The sequence below is a fragment of the Pseudomonas sp. MF7453 genome (assembly GCF_016405455.1).
GTDB classification, from domain to species: domain Bacteria; phylum Pseudomonadota; class Gammaproteobacteria; order Pseudomonadales; family Pseudomonadaceae; genus Aquipseudomonas; species Aquipseudomonas paralactis.
Window position 1 is genome coordinate 86387 of the sequence record NZ_JAEKCN010000013.1, and the last position, 15567, is coordinate 101953.

Annotated in this window: 16 protein-coding genes; 9 read left to right on the plus strand and 7 right to left on the minus strand. The window is 58.7% G+C overall.

Annotated elements, in window-relative coordinates; all coding sequences use genetic code 11:
- Window positions 1–43: 43 nt before the first annotated feature.
- From JFT63_RS20410 to JFT63_RS20420, 3 genes are all read left to right on the plus strand, one after another.
- A complete protein-coding gene (locus JFT63_RS20410) occupies window positions 44–1465 on the plus strand; it encodes a transglycosylase SLT domain-containing protein (RefSeq protein WP_057703793.1) in 1422 nt (473 codons plus the stop codon).
- Window positions 1466–1569: 104 nt separating this feature from the next.
- Complete coding sequence (locus JFT63_RS20415; RefSeq protein WP_032877146.1) at window positions 1570–2004, plus strand: DoxX family protein; 435 nt, start codon at window positions 1570–1572, stop codon at window positions 2002–2004.
- Between the two features lie 259 nt (window positions 2005–2263).
- Window positions 2264–2572 (plus strand): class I SAM-dependent methyltransferase, encoded by a 309-nt coding sequence (locus JFT63_RS20420; RefSeq protein ID WP_186562153.1) that lies wholly within the window; start codon window positions 2264–2266, stop codon window positions 2570–2572.
- Between the two features lie 4 nt (window positions 2573–2576).
- On the opposite strand, the gene JFT63_RS20425 is transcribed toward JFT63_RS20420, so the two are convergent.
- From JFT63_RS20425 to JFT63_RS20435, 3 genes are read right to left on the minus strand one after another with little or no spacing between them, the layout of a single operon-like run.
- The gene (locus tag JFT63_RS20425; protein ID WP_198844623.1) at window positions 2577–4319 is read right to left on the minus strand and encodes a Gldg family protein; all 1743 of its coding nucleotides are present in this window, start codon (window positions 4317–4319) and stop codon (window positions 2577–2579) included.
- A gap of 15 nt (window positions 4320–4334) precedes the next feature.
- Entirely contained in the window at window positions 4335–5060 is a 726-nt protein-coding gene (locus tag JFT63_RS20430) for an ABC-2 transporter permease (protein ID WP_198844624.1), read from the minus strand.
- Entirely contained in the window at window positions 5057–5983 is a 927-nt protein-coding gene (locus tag JFT63_RS20435) for an ABC transporter ATP-binding protein (protein ID WP_057703788.1), read from the minus strand. The genes JFT63_RS20430 and JFT63_RS20435 overlap by 4 nt, the downstream gene beginning before the upstream one ends.
- A gap of 239 nt (window positions 5984–6222) precedes the next feature.
- Here JFT63_RS20435 and JFT63_RS20440 point away from each other — a divergent pair, with 239 nt between their 5' ends.
- Window positions 6223–7221, plus strand: a complete 999-nt coding sequence (locus JFT63_RS20440; RefSeq protein ID WP_198844625.1) for a hypothetical protein — start codon at window positions 6223–6225, stop codon at window positions 7219–7221.
- Window positions 7222–7333: 112 nt separating this feature from the next.
- The gene (gene greB, locus JFT63_RS20445; protein ID WP_057703851.1) at window positions 7334–7813 is read left to right on the plus strand and encodes a transcription elongation factor GreB; all 480 of its coding nucleotides are present in this window, start codon (window positions 7334–7336) and stop codon (window positions 7811–7813) included.
- A gap of 38 nt (window positions 7814–7851) precedes the next feature.
- Here the strand turns inward: greB and JFT63_RS20450 are convergent, their stop codons facing one another.
- Together JFT63_RS20450 and JFT63_RS20455 are read right to left on the minus strand one after the other, a co-directional pair.
- Window positions 7852–10362, minus strand: a complete 2511-nt coding sequence (locus tag JFT63_RS20450) for an ABC transporter permease (protein ID WP_198844626.1) — start codon at window positions 10360–10362, stop codon at window positions 7852–7854.
- Entirely contained in the window at window positions 10362–11045 is a 684-nt protein-coding gene (locus JFT63_RS20455; RefSeq protein ID WP_057703785.1) for an ABC transporter ATP-binding protein, read from the minus strand. The genes JFT63_RS20450 and JFT63_RS20455 overlap by 1 nt, the downstream gene beginning before the upstream one ends.
- 10 nt (window positions 11046–11055) lie before the next feature.
- Between JFT63_RS20455 and JFT63_RS20460 the strand changes: the two genes are divergently transcribed.
- The 3 genes from JFT63_RS20460 to JFT63_RS20470 all read left to right on the plus strand — a co-directional run bounded on the left by JFT63_RS20460 (window position 11056) and on the right by JFT63_RS20470 (window position 13056).
- A complete protein-coding gene (locus JFT63_RS20460; RefSeq protein ID WP_186562161.1) occupies window positions 11056–11661 on the plus strand; it encodes an arylesterase in 606 nt (201 codons plus the stop codon).
- A gap of 58 nt (window positions 11662–11719) precedes the next feature.
- Entirely contained in the window at window positions 11720–12013 is a 294-nt protein-coding gene (locus JFT63_RS20465) for a hypothetical protein (protein ID WP_057703783.1), read from the plus strand.
- 77 nt (window positions 12014–12090) lie between these two features.
- Entirely contained in the window at window positions 12091–13056 is a 966-nt protein-coding gene (locus JFT63_RS20470) for a L,D-transpeptidase family protein (RefSeq protein ID WP_057703782.1), read from the plus strand.
- A gap of 172 nt (window positions 13057–13228) precedes the next feature.
- Here JFT63_RS20470 and oprI read toward each other — a convergent pair whose 3' ends face one another.
- Window positions 13229–13480, minus strand: a complete 252-nt coding sequence (gene oprI, locus JFT63_RS20475) for an outer membrane lipoprotei OprI (RefSeq protein WP_003172710.1) — start codon at window positions 13478–13480, stop codon at window positions 13229–13231.
- A gap of 610 nt (window positions 13481–14090) precedes the next feature.
- Between oprI and JFT63_RS20480 the strand changes: the two genes are divergently transcribed.
- On the plus strand, window positions 14091–14372 hold the full coding sequence (locus JFT63_RS20480) for a GNAT family N-acetyltransferase (protein WP_003189869.1): 282 nt from the start codon (window positions 14091–14093) through the stop codon (window positions 14370–14372).
- A gap of 68 nt (window positions 14373–14440) precedes the next feature.
- Here the strand turns inward: JFT63_RS20480 and JFT63_RS20485 are convergent, their stop codons facing one another.
- Window positions 14441–15517, minus strand: a complete 1077-nt coding sequence (locus tag JFT63_RS20485; RefSeq protein ID WP_057703781.1) for a 3-deoxy-7-phosphoheptulonate synthase — start codon at window positions 15515–15517, stop codon at window positions 14441–14443.
- Window positions 15518–15567: the final 50 nt, after the last annotated feature.

Consider the following 15567-nt stretch of genomic DNA (forward strand, 5'->3'; position numbering starts at 1 on the left):
GTTATTGGCAAAGGCGCTGGCCAGTATTCTTTCCGGAGAGCGGATGATCCGACCCTCGGCGTTGCTTGTGTTGTGCCTGACGTTGCTGCTGCCCATGGCCGCGGTCGCACGTTTGGATGGGCCGCTGGAAGTCACCAAGCCCGGCAAGGTGCGTGACCTGGCGCAGATTCGTTCCAGTCGCACCTTGCGCGTACTGGTCAACCAGAGCCGCAACAGTTCCGGTGAAGTTCAGGGCCAGGCCATCGGCGTCGAATACCATCGGTTGCGCGCCTTCGAGCAGTACCTCAACGGTCATGCCCGCGATGGCCAGGCAATCAACCTCAAGATTATCCCCAAGGCCAAGGACCAGTTACTCGGCGCGTTGGCCCGTGGCGAAGGCGACCTGGTAGCGCCCGGCGAGTTGCTGGATGTGAAGGCCGTACACAAAATCAGCGCCAGCGAGCCGATTGTCAGCGATGTGCCGTTATGGCTGGTCGGCGTCAAGGGAGAGCGAAGGTTTACCAAGTTGGAGCAACTGTCTGGTCGCACACTGACACTGACTACCGGCAGTGCGGCGGCGGATGCCATCAGTCAGGTCAATCAGAAACTGGCGCTGCACAAGCGAGCGCCGGTGAAGGTGGAGTGGGTTGACCCGAGCCTGGCGGTAGAGGATGTACTGGAGATGGTGCAGGCCGGGATTTTTCATCTGACGATCGTTGAAAAACCGATTGCCGAGCGCTGGTCGAAAATCCTGCCCAAGCTGCGCTTTGACAAGCAGGTGGTGATCAGCGAGCCGGGTGACGAATTCTGGTTTGTGCGCCAGGACGCTTCGATGCTGCGCGCCAGCATTGACCGATTTCTCAAGACCTATCGAACCCCCGCCGATCAGGACGTGGCATTCCAGCGCATCTACCGACGTCTCTACCAGGTGCGCAACCCGCTGGCGCGCGCCGACCGCCAGCGTTTGGAAAAACTGCGCCCGGTCCTGCAAAAACATGCACGCGAGCAAGGGATGGACTGGCTGAACCTGGCGGCCTTGGCGTTCAAGGAGTCCTCCCTGGACCCTGGCGCACGCAATAGCGGTGGCCCGACCGGCCTGATGCAAATCACGCCTTCGGCGGCGCAACGGGTGGGGGTCAACAATATCGAGAGTCTCGACAGCAATGTGCAAGCCGGCGCACGTTACCTGGCGATGATCCGGCGTAAATTTTTCTCCAGCCCCAAGCTCAACGAGCGCGAGCGCATGGCCTTTGTGCTGGCGGCCTACAACATGGGCCCGGAGCGGGTGCAGGGGATGCGCACCGAGGCCAGGCGTCGCGGGCTGAACCCCAATCAATGGTTCTTCCAGGTTGAACGCATCGCCATGGAGCAGGTGGGGATGGGCGGCGTCAGCTATGTTAATAGCGTCAACAAGTATTACTTGGCGTTCGACCGGGAGCGAGAGTCCCTGGAGCCGCCGGCAGCTAAAATTGCCTCACGCAAATAATCAATTTTATCGATATTAATTAGGCAATATTTGCGCTTTTATCATTGCTTAAACTGATTAATATAGCGGCCAACCAACCCCTACCTGGAAAAGGATTTACTTAAATGAGCCCAATGATTACACGCGTCCTGTCCACCCGTGCCGGTTACGGCCTGACCATCCTGCGCATCTTCGTCGGCATCATCTTTGCCGCCCACGGTTCGCAAAAACTGTTCGGCTGGTTTGGCGGCGGTGGCCTGGCGGGTACTGCTCAATTCATGGAAAGCCTCGGCCTGACGCCGGGCACCCTGATGGCAGTGTTGTCGGGCGGTACCGAGTTTTTCGCCGGCCTGGCCCTGATCATTGGTTTGCTCGCTCGCCCGGCGGCATTGGGCCTGACCTTCCTCACGCTGGTGGCGATCTTCTCGGTGCATATCCACAACGGTCTGTTCATGGCCAACAACGGTTATGAATTTGCATTGGCCTTGCTCGGCGGGGCGCTGGCGGTGTTGCTCGAAGGCGCCGGCAAACTGTCGGTTGACCGCGCGATCACTGACTGATCAGTCTGTATGTCCCGGAAAAGGCCCGCATCTGCGGGCCTTTTCGTTGCTCGGGATTCTTGACACTGCCCCACCGGCTTCTCTAGGATGCTGCTCATGCGCCGATTTAAACAGCTAATTGCGGGGCGCCACTGGGACTCAATGCAGCCCGACAGAAGTACGTATCCTTGCCCAGGGCACTCTTCGAAATACCGCTAAAGCGCTGGTTCGGTGTTGCCTCTCACCTGCCCGCAGACTTTTGAGGCAGAGACACGACACGATGAATGCACCACGCCCTCTCATACGCCTGGCCCCGATTACTGCGGACCTGACTCAACGCAACCCAAAAATCCTCTTGGGCGGTAAACACCAGCCGACGCTCCTGCGTTATCTGGACGGCTGGCCACGCCGTAGCGGTCGGCCCTCGGCGTTCCTGATCCAGTTTGTCGAGGACGGCGAATCCCTGGCTCGTTTTGCCAGCAATAGTTTCGACCTTGCAGTGATCCAGGCGCCCAGTGCTGGCGACGCCCATGAAGTGATCCACCAACTGACGCGCATCGCCCGCCAGGGGTTGATTGCTCGGCGTTGAGTGGTCAGTCATAGGCCGCTGGCGCGGCTGATCGGCGTCGACGCTGATGAAGGACAAGGCTCCAGGCAATCAGGCATAACAGTAACGGCATCGTGGCGATCATCAGCCCTTTCAGGTATCGCTCGAAGCGCTGCAACGGCGCGTATGCCTGGGCCTTGAGTGCGTGCAACTCGATGGGCAATTGCAGGCGCTCCTTGTTGAGTGCCTGCAACTGGGTGTTGGTATCCACGGCCTGTGTGACCAGGCTTGCGTGCTCTGGATTCAGCCTTTGCCAGGCTTGCTCTGTGTGCTCGTGTCGTCGCTCCAGTTCAACCGCACTTTTGCGATAAGCCTGCGCGGCTTCTTCGCGCATGTGTTCGAGCCTGTGCAGTGGCTGGGTAATAACGCGCGGTTGGATGCGCCTGAGTATCTCCGGGGCTGCCAGGTTATCCAGCGTATTGAGTACAAATTGCGTGTTGCCGTTGGGCTGAGCAGTGTTGACAGCGTTGGCGAGCACGTCGGTGTCGGCCACGACCACCACTTGGATCTGCTCGGCTCGTTGCATCCCCGGTGGCAGGTCCTTGAAACCGTCGGGAAACACCGAATAAGCGGGACCCTCAACGCGGGCGGCGATCACGTGGCGCTCTCCTGTGGTGGCGGTTTCATCGATGAGTGAGTCGAAGGTGGTCGCAGACGCAAAGCGCTCTGCATCCACCAGCGCGGACTGTCGGGAGCTCTGCAACAACGGGGTCAGCAGCGTACGATTGTTGTTGGACAGAGAGAGTGCGCCGCTGCTGGACACGGTTACGGCATCCACTTTCCAGGTGCTCGGATCCGTCGGGTTCACTGCCTGTCGTGGAAGTTCCAGCCGGGCCGGGTGCAATACCTTTGGCATTCCGGGGCCGGGCGTAGCCGACGAAGCGTAAAGATTGTCGACCAACAGCGTGTCCGCAGGCATTTGTATACCCCATGCGGTGAGCAGCGCATCCAGTCTGGCATTGGTCGATATGGCTTGCGCCGCTATCTCACTCACCGGGTCGATAAAGACCATCAGCTTCGCACCTCTCATTAGCGCTTGCTCAATGGCATACAGGGCCCGCTCGGGCAGGGCGCGCGGCTGTACGACCATCAAAGCAGTTATCGATGACGGCACTTGAGCGATGGTCGGTGCCAGTTCCACCACGTTGAATTGTTCGCGCATCTGTTCCAGTAGTTCGCCGGCAGGTTCATCCAGCGCCAGCCCTGACAGCAGGCCGATAGTAGGGCGTTCAGGGTGCGTGAGTTTGTGGAGCAGGTGGCTGATTTCATATTCAAGCAAAGGCTCATGTTCGGGACTGAACAGGTCAATGCGTTGCGCGCTATGGCCGGCACGGGTGCCAATAAGGCCCTGGAATCCTTGCGTGTCATCCAGGCCAAACAAACCGGCTTTGTAAGCATCTTCTGAAAAAGGCGTTGGATTGATGACATGTAGATTGATCATGCCGTTGGCCGCTTTTTCGACTTCCTTGAGCATGTCTTCAACGCGACGGCCGTAACGACTCATCGCCTGGCTCCGTTGAGGGGCATTGATGGCATTGAAGTAATACAGGTCCAGTGGGTGTTCAAGTGTTGTCAGCAGTTGGCGCGTCGATGGCGATAAGGTATGCATTTGTGTGTATGAAACGTCCCAACGGACATTGGGTAGTTTCGGTACCCAGACCAGATTGAAGGCCAGAAACAGTAGCGATATGACAAGTAATGTCATACCCGCACGAAGAGCGGATCCCATCAGTGGCTTTCCTTCTCAGCTGTTCTTGTAGTTGAGTGTGATGGTCGTCGCAAAGAGAAAAGCCAGGATCATGCTTATAAAGTACAAGCCGTCATGCAGTGTCAGTTTGCCGTTATCCATCGTGCTAAAGCGAGCAATAGGATCAAGGGACATCAGGCTGTCGATAATCCAAATGGGTGCCTGGTTATCAAGTGCATCCAGCATTGAGGAAAGCGCGCTGGCGATCAGCAATAAGCCCAGTGTGAGCAGGAAAATTACGATGCGTTGTTTGGCAAGTACACAGATGAAGCAGCCTGCCGAGAGATAACTTCCGGCCAGTAGCCAACTGGCCAGGAATTGTGACGCGATAACGGAATTATCCGGCGTGCCCAGATAGTTGACCACGATCACCAGAGGGAAATTAAACATTAATGCAAGTGCGCAGACGGTCCAGGCGGCCATAAATTTTCCGATCACCAGTTCCGTGGCGGTGACAGGCAAGGATTTCAGCGTGTCGCAAAAGCTGTTGTTGTATTCATCCGACCACAACTGCGTCGATAAAATGGGTATTAACAATAGATAGAGCCAGGGGTGCAGTTCGAAGAAAACCTGCAAATCGCTGCTGTTTCGCTCCATCCAGTGCTGGGCGTCCAATCCCAATGTCGCACACAGTACGAGGAAAACCGCCACACTCAGGTAAGTGCTTGGTGAGGAAGCATAACTGGCGAGTTGACGCTTGAAAATAACAGGTAGCAGTCTCAAGCAGATACCTCCTGGCTCAGATGGTGAACCACATCGCTCAGGCGACCCGGCTCCAGGCTCAATGACGTTATGTTCCAGCCGCGGTGTGCGATAAGCGCGTTAATGGCGGGGAAGATGGAGTGCCCGGGCATGGCCAGGACAGTCACTTTGCCCTGGGCATGGCGGTCTTCCTCAATGCCCGCGACACCGGGTAATACGGCCAGTGCGAGTAAATCCAACGGGCTGTCTGACGCCAGGGTCACAGCCTGAAAATGCCGGGAACTGCGCTGCAGATCCGCCAGCGAAGCATCGGCGGCCAGGCGCCCACCGGCGATGACCAGGGCACGGCTGCACATGTCCGTCAGTTCGTGGTACTGGCGGGAGGCGATAATGATCGTCATGTCCTCGCTCAGGGACTTGATGAGTGCGCTGAACTTGAGCCGTTGATCAGGGCATAGCCCTTGTGTGGGTTCATCGAGCAGGAGCAGGCTTGGGGAGTGGAGCAAAGCCTGGGCCAGTGCAACCCTGCGCTTGAATCCAGGGGGCAGTATGTCGACGGGGCAGTCGAGCACGGGCATCAAATCCAGCCGTGCGGCCGCCTGCTCTACCTGGCTGCGCTTTTCGAGCCCCCTCAAACCGTGGATGGCCGCAATAAAATTAAGTATGTTTTTGACGGACATTCTGTGGTGGGTGAGTCCACCCTGAAGCTGATAGCCAATGGCTTTTTTTGTTTGAAGTGAATGGGTTGAGGTATTGAATCCCAGAATGTTGATTTGCCCTGAAGTCGGTTTGATTGTACCGGCGATCAAGTTCAATAAGGTTGTTTTGCCCGCACCACTTTCCCCCAGCAGACCCACGCATTCCTGATGCTGCGCACTGAAGGAAATGTTAGTGATTGCGCGTGTTCTGCCCAACTGTTTTGTTAAGTTGCTTATCTCGATCATGTCGTTACCGAATAAGTGCGCGGGGCGGGTGAGAGGCGGCGGCTGTATAGGAAGGCGCCCTAAAAAGGGTACGTTCATTAGTTGTAGTTGGGAACGCGTAGCGCGACTTATAAGAAGAATCCTACGTTCGACTCGATAATTCGCTGAAACAATTGTTTTGTTTGGAGGGCTTATTAATGTTCGGATGTTTATCTGATGTTTATATAAGGTTTTCTCTTTTGTAACGAGGCCTGATTGCCATGATGCTTCTACGTACTCTTGTTCTTGAGCGCAGCGACGCGCAGGCGCCTGTAAATGGCGCTTTGCTCTGTGGGTTTGCTGTCGCTCAAACGGCTTCCAACTTTCTTGTGTATAGCCTCGATGAAGAAGCCGAACCCGGTCATTCCAGGGTCTACATCGCCGTTCTGCGTAAAAAGCTTGAACGCTATTTCCTGGGCGGCGTTGATTCGAAGGAGGATTTGCAGGTGGCGATGCAGGTCTTCAAGCAGGTTCTGACGCTGGCGGCGGCACCAGGGTCCAAGGCGATTCCGGCTGCCGAGCCCCAGGTTCCGTTCCATTTCATTGACCTTAAGGGCTGCAGGTTGCCGCCTGCCCGACCCGAGGATCATCACTCGGTGATCATCAAAAAAGCATTGGTGATGAAGGTGATTACCCTGGGCATGTCAGCCCCTGCGTTGCCTGCCATCGAAAGTAGTGCGGTGATCGTGCCGTCGATTCGTTTCTCATCACAAATGGTCGCGCCTCCACGCAACCCAAGCCCTCCTCAGATTGCGCCACAGCCTGTGGTTGAAGATATCGTGGAAGAACCACTGCCGTCGTTTGTTGAAATGCCGGAGCCGCCCGCTGAGGCAGTTAAGGTGCCTTTTCAGGTTGAACAGCGTGAAATCCCAACGTTTGAAGAGCCTGCGCCGCTGGAGCAAGAGTCTTTGCTTGAGATGGACAGCACCCTGAGCAATCTCGCCAAGGTCGCTCAGGAGCTGACGCAAAAAAAACGCGCTGTCCTCGAAAAGGAAGAGCAACTTGAGCAGTGGCAGGTGCGGCTGCAAGAGCAGCAAAGCCGATTGGACGAAAAACACCGAGAGTTGGAGCAGCGTCATACTCAACTGCTGGAGCAGCAATCAGAGGTTAACCAAAAGGCGGAAAAGCTGGCGATGATGATGTCGCAGCTGTCAGGCGTGCGCCAGCATCTGCACGGTACGCTCTTTGGCCTGGATCAGGTCCTGGAGGGCCAGGGATAAGCCGATGGGCTCGCCGCTCAGGTTCATTTATCATCACCCCCAGCCAGCCAACGCCTGGGCATGATGCCAGGCGTATTTGGCACCATTGGACACTGCCTGGGGATGCAAGCGTTTGAGTACCAAGCTGATTACCAAAGAAGGCCATGAAGCGCTTAAAAAAGAGTTGGATTACCTGTGGCGGGAAAAGCGTCCAGACACTACGCGCAAAGTGACGTGGGCAGCCTCCCTGGGGGATCGCAGTGAGAACGCGGACTACCAGTACAACAAGAAACTGCTGCGCGAGATCGACCGGCGGGTGCGCTACCTGCGTAAACGCCTGGAAGACATGCGCGTGGTGGAATACATGCCCGAGCAGGAGGGCAAGGTGTTTTTCGGTGCATGGGTCGAAATCGAAAACGAACAGGGTGACACCAAGCGTTTTCGTATCGTGGGTTATGACGAGATTTATGACCGTATGGATTACATCTCCATCGACTCACCCATGGCACGGGCTCTGCTGCGCAAGGAGGTGGACGACGAGGCAATCGTGCACACCCCCGGCGGCGAGGTGTGTTGGTGGATCACCAGGATTGAATATGTGAAGCCGGCATAATGGCCCGCGCTCTGAACCGAGCACGGGCCAGCCAGGTTTCAGCCTTCGCGCAATACAGTCAGCGGGCTGGCATTCAGTGCGCGACGCGTGCCGAATACCCCGGCAGCGCCGATCAGCATGGCGCCGATCACGGGTAGCAGTAACAGCCACGGGTGGGGATGCCACGCCAGATCGAAGGCGTAGCGGTACAGCACCCACGTCACCAGTTCGGTACCTAATGCCGCCAGCAGGCCACTGACGGCACCCAGCAGGCCGAACTCGATGCGCCGCGCTTTGATCAGCAACTTGCGCTCGGCACCCAGGGCTCGCAACAAGGCACCTTGGCGGATGCGTTCGTCCAGAGTGGCCTGCAAACCTGAGAACAACACTGCCATGCCTGCCGCCAATACAAACAACAGCACGTACTCCACCGCCAGGGTCACTTGGGCAAGGATGCTGCGTAACTGCTCCAGCAACGCCTCGACCTGCAGGATAGTGACCGCCGGGAAGGCCCGTGACAGGTCGACGATCTGTTGGTCGTGACCGGGTGCCAGGTAGAAGCTGGTCAGGTAGGTCGCGGGTAAGTCTTTCAGGGTGCCGGGCTGGAAGATCATGAAGAAGTTGGGCTGGAAATTATCCCAGTTGATAGTCCGCAGGCTGGTGACCCGTGCCTCGCGGTTTTCCCCGCCGATGGTGAACAGCAAATGGTCGTTGAGCTTGAGTTTCAGGCTCTCGGCCACTTTGGCTTCCACCGACACACCAGGAATCTCATCGCTGGGTTGCGCCGACCACCAGGCGCCCGCAGTCAGGACGTTACCCGCAGGCAAATCGGCAGCCCACGTCAGGCTCAGGTCGCGTTGAACGGCACGGTCGCCACTGGAGTCCTTGCTGACAATCTCTTGCACGGGTTCGCCGTTGATGCTGATCAACCGCCCCGGCACTACCGGATACAACGGCGCCGCTTGCGCCTGTACTTCCAGCAGGCGGGCGCCAAAGGCGTCCTTGTCGGCCGGCAGGATATTCAAGGCGAAATAATTGGGCGCGTCTTTGGGCAGTTGATTTTGCCAGGTGTCGAGCAGCTCGCCGCGCAACAGCGCGATCAGCCCCATGGACAGCAGAATCAGGCCAAACGCCAGGGATTGGCCTGCCGCCGCCAGCGGGTGGCGCAGCAATTGGCCCAGGCCCAGGCGCCAGGGCAAGGAGGCGCGAGCCAGTAGGCGTCGCAGACTCTGCAACATCACCAACAACAGGCCGCCAAGGACCAATGCCGCGACCACGCCGCCGCCCAGCAGAGCGAAGGTCAATACCAGGTCAAGGCTCAGGCGCCACATGATCAGGCCCAGGGCAAACAGCGCCGCGCCGTAGACCATCCAGGTGCTTGAGGGAATGGGCAGCAAGTCGCGGCGCAGAACCCGCAGCGGCGGTACGCGACCCAGCGCCGCCAGTGGCGGTAGGGCGAAGCCTGCGAGGGCGACCAGCCCGGTGCCGATCCCGGCGACGGCCGGCAGCAACCCGCCCGGCGGCACATCGGCAGGTAGCAGGTCGTGGAGGAAATAGAACAAACCAAATTGTGCGAGCCAGCCGAGCAGTGCGCCGACCAGGCTTGCCAGCAAGCCCAGTACGCTCAGTTGCAGGCTGAACAGCAACATGGCTTCACGTCGTGACAATCCCAGGCAACGCAGTAACGCACTGGCATCAAAACGTCGACTGGCGAAGCGGTTGGCCGACAGCGCCACGGCCACGCCGGCCAGCAGCACGGCCACCAGGCTGGCCATGTTCAGGTAGCGCTCGGCCTTGCCCAGGGCGCCGCCGATCTGCTGGTTGCCATCGCGCGAATCCTGCAGCCGCTGGTTGGCAGCGAGGCCCGGCTTGATCAGGTCGCGATAGGTTTGCAGCGCCAAGCTGCCTTGTGGGGCGCGCCACAGTTCGCGGTAGCTCACACGGCTGCCCGGCTGGACTACACCGGTGGCGTCCAGGTCGGTCAGGTTGATCATCACCCTGGGCGTGAGGCTGTAGAAATTGCCGGCGCGGTCGGGCTCATACGTCAGGATGCGCGCCAGGCGCAGGGTCTTCAGGCCGACATCGATGCTGTCGCCGACTTTCAGGTCCAGCGCGGTCAGCAGCCTGGCTTCCACCCAGGCTTCACCGGGTTTTGGGCCGCCGCCCGGCGTCTGCGCACCGAAGGGCTCGGCGCTGCTTTTCAACTCGCCGCGCAAGGGGTACTGCTCGTTGACGGCCTTGATGCTGGAAAGCTGAATGCCGTTGTCTGCGGCGATAACGCTGGAAAACTCCACGATGCGGGCGTGATCCAGGCCCAGCTCGGTCCCGGACCTGATTTGCTCGGGGCGCGCTGGTGAGCTGCCTTCGAGCACCAGATCGGCGCCGAGGAACTCGGTGGCGCGCAACAACATGGCGCCGTTGAGGCGTGCACCGAAGTAGCCGATGGCGGTGCTGGCAGCCACGGCCACCAGCAGGGCGAAGAACAGCACGCGCAATTCACCTGCGCGGGCGTCGCGCAGTAACTGGCGCATGGCAAGGCTGAACAGGCGCAATAGCGGCAAACGTGCCATCAAGGCTCCAGGGGCGCGACCATCAGGCCGGCTTCAAGGCGGATCAGGCGTCGGCAACGGTGGGCCAGGCGCTCGTCGTGGGTGACCAGCACCAGGGTCGTGCCGCTCTCTATATTGAGTTCGAACAGCAGGTCGCTGATGCGCTCGCCGGTATGGCTGTCGAGGTTGCCGGTGGGTTCGTCGGCAAACAGCACATCTGGTTCGGCGGCGAACGCACGAGCAATGGCGACCCGCTGCTGTTCGCCGCCGGACAGTTGGCGCGGTGAGTGAGTCAGGCGCTGGCCCAGACCCACGCGCTCCAACAGATGTCGGGCGCGCTCGCGGGCGTCCTTGCGGCCGTCCAGTTCCAGCGGCAGCATCACGTTTTCCAGCGCATTGAGGCTGTCGAGCAGTTGGAAGGATTGAAAGACGAAACCCACATGTTCGGCGCGGATGCGTGCACGCTGGTCTTCGTCGAGCGTGCTCAGTGCTTGCCCGGCCAGGGTGACTTCGCCGCTGCTGGGCAGGTCGAGGCCGGCCAGCAGGCCCAGCAGGGTGGATTTGCCGGAACCGGAGCTGCCGACGATAGCCAGGCTATCGCCCTTGTTCAGTTCCAGGCTCAGTTCGTGCAGGATAGTCAGTTCACCTTCCGCGCTGGGAACCACTTTGCTAAGGTTTCGCGCGGTGAGAATGCTTGCGCCCATGGAGAATCCGATGCGAATGTGGTTTTTGAGTGCTGGCCTGGCCTTGATGTGCATGGCCCAGAACGCAGCGGCGGGTACAGTCCTGATCGTTGGCGATAGTATCAGTGCCGGTTTCGGCCTGGATAGCCGCAAAGGGTGGGTCGCGCTGCTGGAGCAACGGCTCAAGCAGGAGGGTTTTGACGATAAAGTGGTCAATGCTTCCATCAGTGGTGACACCAGTGCCGGAGGCCTCGCGCGGCTGCCGGCGGCGCTTGCAGCGCATAAACCGGATGTGGTGGTGATCGAGTTGGGCGGCAACGATGGGTTGCGCGGCCAGCCACCGGCGCAATTGCAACAAAATCTTGCCTCGATGATCGACCAGTCCCGGGCCGGTGGTGCCAAAGTGCTGCTGTTGGGCATGCAATTGCCACCCAATTACGGGGCGCGATACACCACCGCGTTTGCCCAAGTCTACGGTGCATTGGCCAAGGAAAAAGACATCCCTCTGGTGCCGTTTTTCCTCGAAGGAGTAGGGGGGCACCCGGAGCTGATGCAGGCCGATCAACTGCATCCGGCAGTCGCGGCGCAAGGCAAGTTACTGGAAAATGTCTGGCCGGCGCTAAAACCGCTGTTATGACGCTTTTCTACCGGCAGGCTTTCGGCTAAGGTGGCGCCCCCCCGATTTGGAGCCCCTGATGTCGCGTCCTGCCTGGTCCCTGTTTAACTACCAACTGATCGAGCCGGACGAGCAGCTGGATCTGTTCGCCTGTCAGGAAGTGCGGGTGCATTTGGTGGCGCGTCAATTGGAGTTGGGCGGCTCGATCGACCGTACGCTCTGCGGCACTTTATTGCCGGCACAACCACGCTGGTCGTCGGTGAGTCGCTCGATCTTTCAGGACCAGCGCCTGTGCCCGTTGTGCCGAGCGATTCTGGAATCGCAAAAGCGCGGCACACCGCCGATCTGGCCGGAGCTGCGTTTCGAGTTATAAAACAGCTTGAAGCCTGGCGCCGCGAAGCCGTATACAATCAATTTTTCCTACCCGTCGTCTTGCGAAGGATTTTCCGGATGTTGTCGCGCCTTTCCGTCGTCACCTGCTGCCTGTCTCTCGCTGCGCTCTGTGCGGCCGGTTCGGCGGCAGCCTTGCAGTTGCCCCTGCCGCCGCCAGGCGAGGACATTGTCGGTCAGGTCCAGGTCATCAAGGCCAAGTACGAAGATACCTTTGCCGACCTGGGCACCACTTATGACCTGGGGTACTCGGAAATGGTCGCGGCCAACCCCGGCGTCGATGCCTGGTTGCCGGGTGCGGGCACCGATATTGTGCTGCCTACGCGCTTTATCCTGCCGCCGGGGCCACGGGAAGGCATCGTGATCAATTTGGCCGAGTACCGGCTCTACTACTATCCAAAGGGCCAGGACGTCGTCTATACCTTCCCGCTGGGCATTGGCCGTGAAGGCTGGGGCTCGCCGATCGCCCACACCAGTATCATCGCCAAGACGCCGAACCCGACCTGGACGCCACCGGCCTCGATCAAGGCCGAGCACGCCGCCAATGGTGACCCGCTGCCCAATGTGGTGCCGGCCGGTCCGGATAACCCGCTGGGGCCGTTCAAATTCACCCTGGGCACGCCGGGTTACCTGATCCACGGCTCCAATATGAAGTTTGGTATCGGCACGCGTACCAGCCACGGCTGCTTCCGCATGTTCAATAACAACGTCCTGGAAATGGCCGGCATGGTGCCGGTGGGCACCTCGGTGCGCATCATCAACGACGCCTACAAGTTCGGCAGCAGTGGGGGCAAGGTCTACCTTGAAGCCCATACCCCGTTGAACGATGACGGCACGCCTTCGGTGGTCGACAAGCACACGGCGGTCATCAATGCGTTGCTCAAGCGTGAAGACCTGTCCAACAACCTGCGCGTGAACTGGGACCAGGTGCGTGACGTGGTCGCGGCCGAGGATGGTTTACCGACCGAGATTGGTGTGCCGGGCGCGGCGCCGGTGGCCTCCAGCACGGAGGATAACCTGCTGTAGGAGCGAGCTTGCTCGCGAAAAACTTAAGGGCGGCGCTGTAATTCAGCACGCCCGCGTCATCGTTGACCACCTTCGCGAGCCAGCTCGCTCCTACAGGTAGCACACGCCAAATCAAAGGCAAAAAAAAGCCGACCCATAAATGGATCGGCTTGATAACAACCCCGAAGGATTATTACTTGCGGCTTGCTTTTTCAAGCATGCGCAGAGCGCGCTCGTTAGCTTCGTCAGCAGTCTGTTGTGCTTTTTGAGCAGCAGCCAGAGCTTCATCAGCTTTACGGTAGGCTTCGTCTGCACGAGCCTGGGAGCGAGCTGCTGCGTCTTCAGTTGCAGTCAGACGAGCTTCGGTTTCTTTGGAGACGCTGCTGCAACCGGTAGCCAGAACTGCGGCCAGAGCCAGAGCAGAGAATTTCAGAACGTTGTTCATCGTGTTCCCCTTCAAGGACTTTCAATTAGATGGCTACTTGCTCAGAGTGAGCTAATAGCCGGCGTACATACTACCCATTACTTGTAGTAAGTAAACTGACGTTGCGCAAGAAGCAAAAAAAATTCCTGTGCCGAATCTATTTTGGCTAACCTTTTGAAGGTTTGTATGAAAACTGTCCAGTTTTTTCATCTCGACAGGCATTGGATCCAGGCTGAAAGGGCCGGCCCGCATGTGTTAAGCCTTGTAAATAGATGAAAATTTATATATCGAAGCGGGCACTTTCGTTGCGCTTGGCTTTACTCGGGCTGGCATCTTTTGCGCATCTAGAGGTGACTTTAAGAGCGCCAGTTCGTCTCAAGCTTCAACTGCCGGCAATGTTCAGGCTATCGGTCAACGGTTGATCGAGGCCCTTTCTATATCCAGCCGGGGCAGGGAATGATGAGTGCGCCTTGAGCAATTGCAGGATTGGTGCCTACTATTCCCTACGTGCTGGCTGTGAGCGCTCACGGTTTTCTCGTTGTCGAAACCGGCACGGGGTGGCGTAGATGTTCCTTCGCCGGAAAAACATCGGTAAGGTAGGGTCAATATTCAAGACCCGCGAGGAGTAGTGATGAGCGAGGCGTTGTCCATCCACCATGACCAGGCTGGTCATCAGTTCGAGACCAATGTGGACGGTCATCGTGCCTATCTGACCTATATGGACCTCGGGAAGCAGACCCTGGATATCTATCGCACGTTCGTGCCCAATGCGCTGCGCGGACGAGGCATTGCCGCCGCGTTGACCGAAGAAGCCCTGAAGTTTGCCGAAGAGGCCGGCTACACGGTGATCCCGTCGTGCTCTTACGTCGAACGCTACATGGAGCGCCACCAGCGCCATGCTGCAAAGCTGTAACTGACCAGTTGCCAATAAAAACGCCGGGCTTAGCCCGGCGTTTTTGTGTGCGCGAAACAGGTGCTGGCTCAGGTGCGTTTGCGCTGGGGCAACACGTCCTTGAGCTTGGCGTGCATGCTGCGCAGAGTGGTTTCGGTCGCCGCCCAGTCGATGCAGGCATCGGTGATCGACACGCCGTACTGCAAGTCGGCCAGATCCTTTGGAATCGCCTGGCAACCCCAGTTCAGATGGCTTTCGACCATCAAGCCGATGATTGACTGGTTACCTTCCAGGATCTGGTTGGCGACGTTTTCCATCACCAGCGGCTGCAAGGCCGGATCCTTGTTGGAGTTGGCGTGGCTGCAGTCAACCATGATGTTTGGCTTGATCTTGGCTTTGTTCAGCGCCTGTTCGCACAGGGCGACACTGACCGAATCGTAGTTGGGCTTGCCGTTGCCGCCGCGCAGCACCACGTGACCGTAGGCGTTGCCCTTGGTGGTGACGATGGAGACGCCGCCTTCCTGGTTGATACCCAGGAAACGGTGAGGGCTGGAGACCGATTGCAAGGCGTTGATCGCAACAGTCAGGCCGCCGTCGGTGCCGTTTTTGAAGCCTACGGCCGAAGACAGGCCGGACGCCATTTCGCGGTGGGTCTGCGATTCGGTGGTGCGTGCGCCGATGGCCGACCAACTGATCAGGTCCTGCAGATACTGCGGGGAGATCGGGTCCAGTGCTTCGGTAGCGGTGGGCAGGCCCATTTCAGCCAGGTCCAGCAACAATTTGCGCCCGATGTGCAAGCCGTCCTGGATCTTGAACGAGTCGTCCAGGTACGGGTCGTTGATCAAGCCTTTCCAGCCGACGGTGGTACGCGGTTTTTCGAAATAGACGCGCATCACCAGGTACAGGGTGTCGGACACTTCCGCAGCCAGCACCTTGAGACGCTCGGCGTATTCGTGGGCAGCCTTGAGGTCGTGGATCGAGCAAGGCCCGATCACCACGAAGAGGCGGTGGTCGGTGCCGTCGAGAATGTCACGGATGACTTCGCGACCCTTGGTGACGGTCTGCAGGGCAGCGTCGCTCAGGGGGATTTCGCGCTTGAGCTGATCGGGTGTGATCAGGGTCTCGTTGGATTCGACGTTAAGGTCATTGATCGGTAAATCAGCCATCGTGTTACTCGCCAGGGTCACGGGTGCCGGCCGCCAGCTATCCCCGTGCG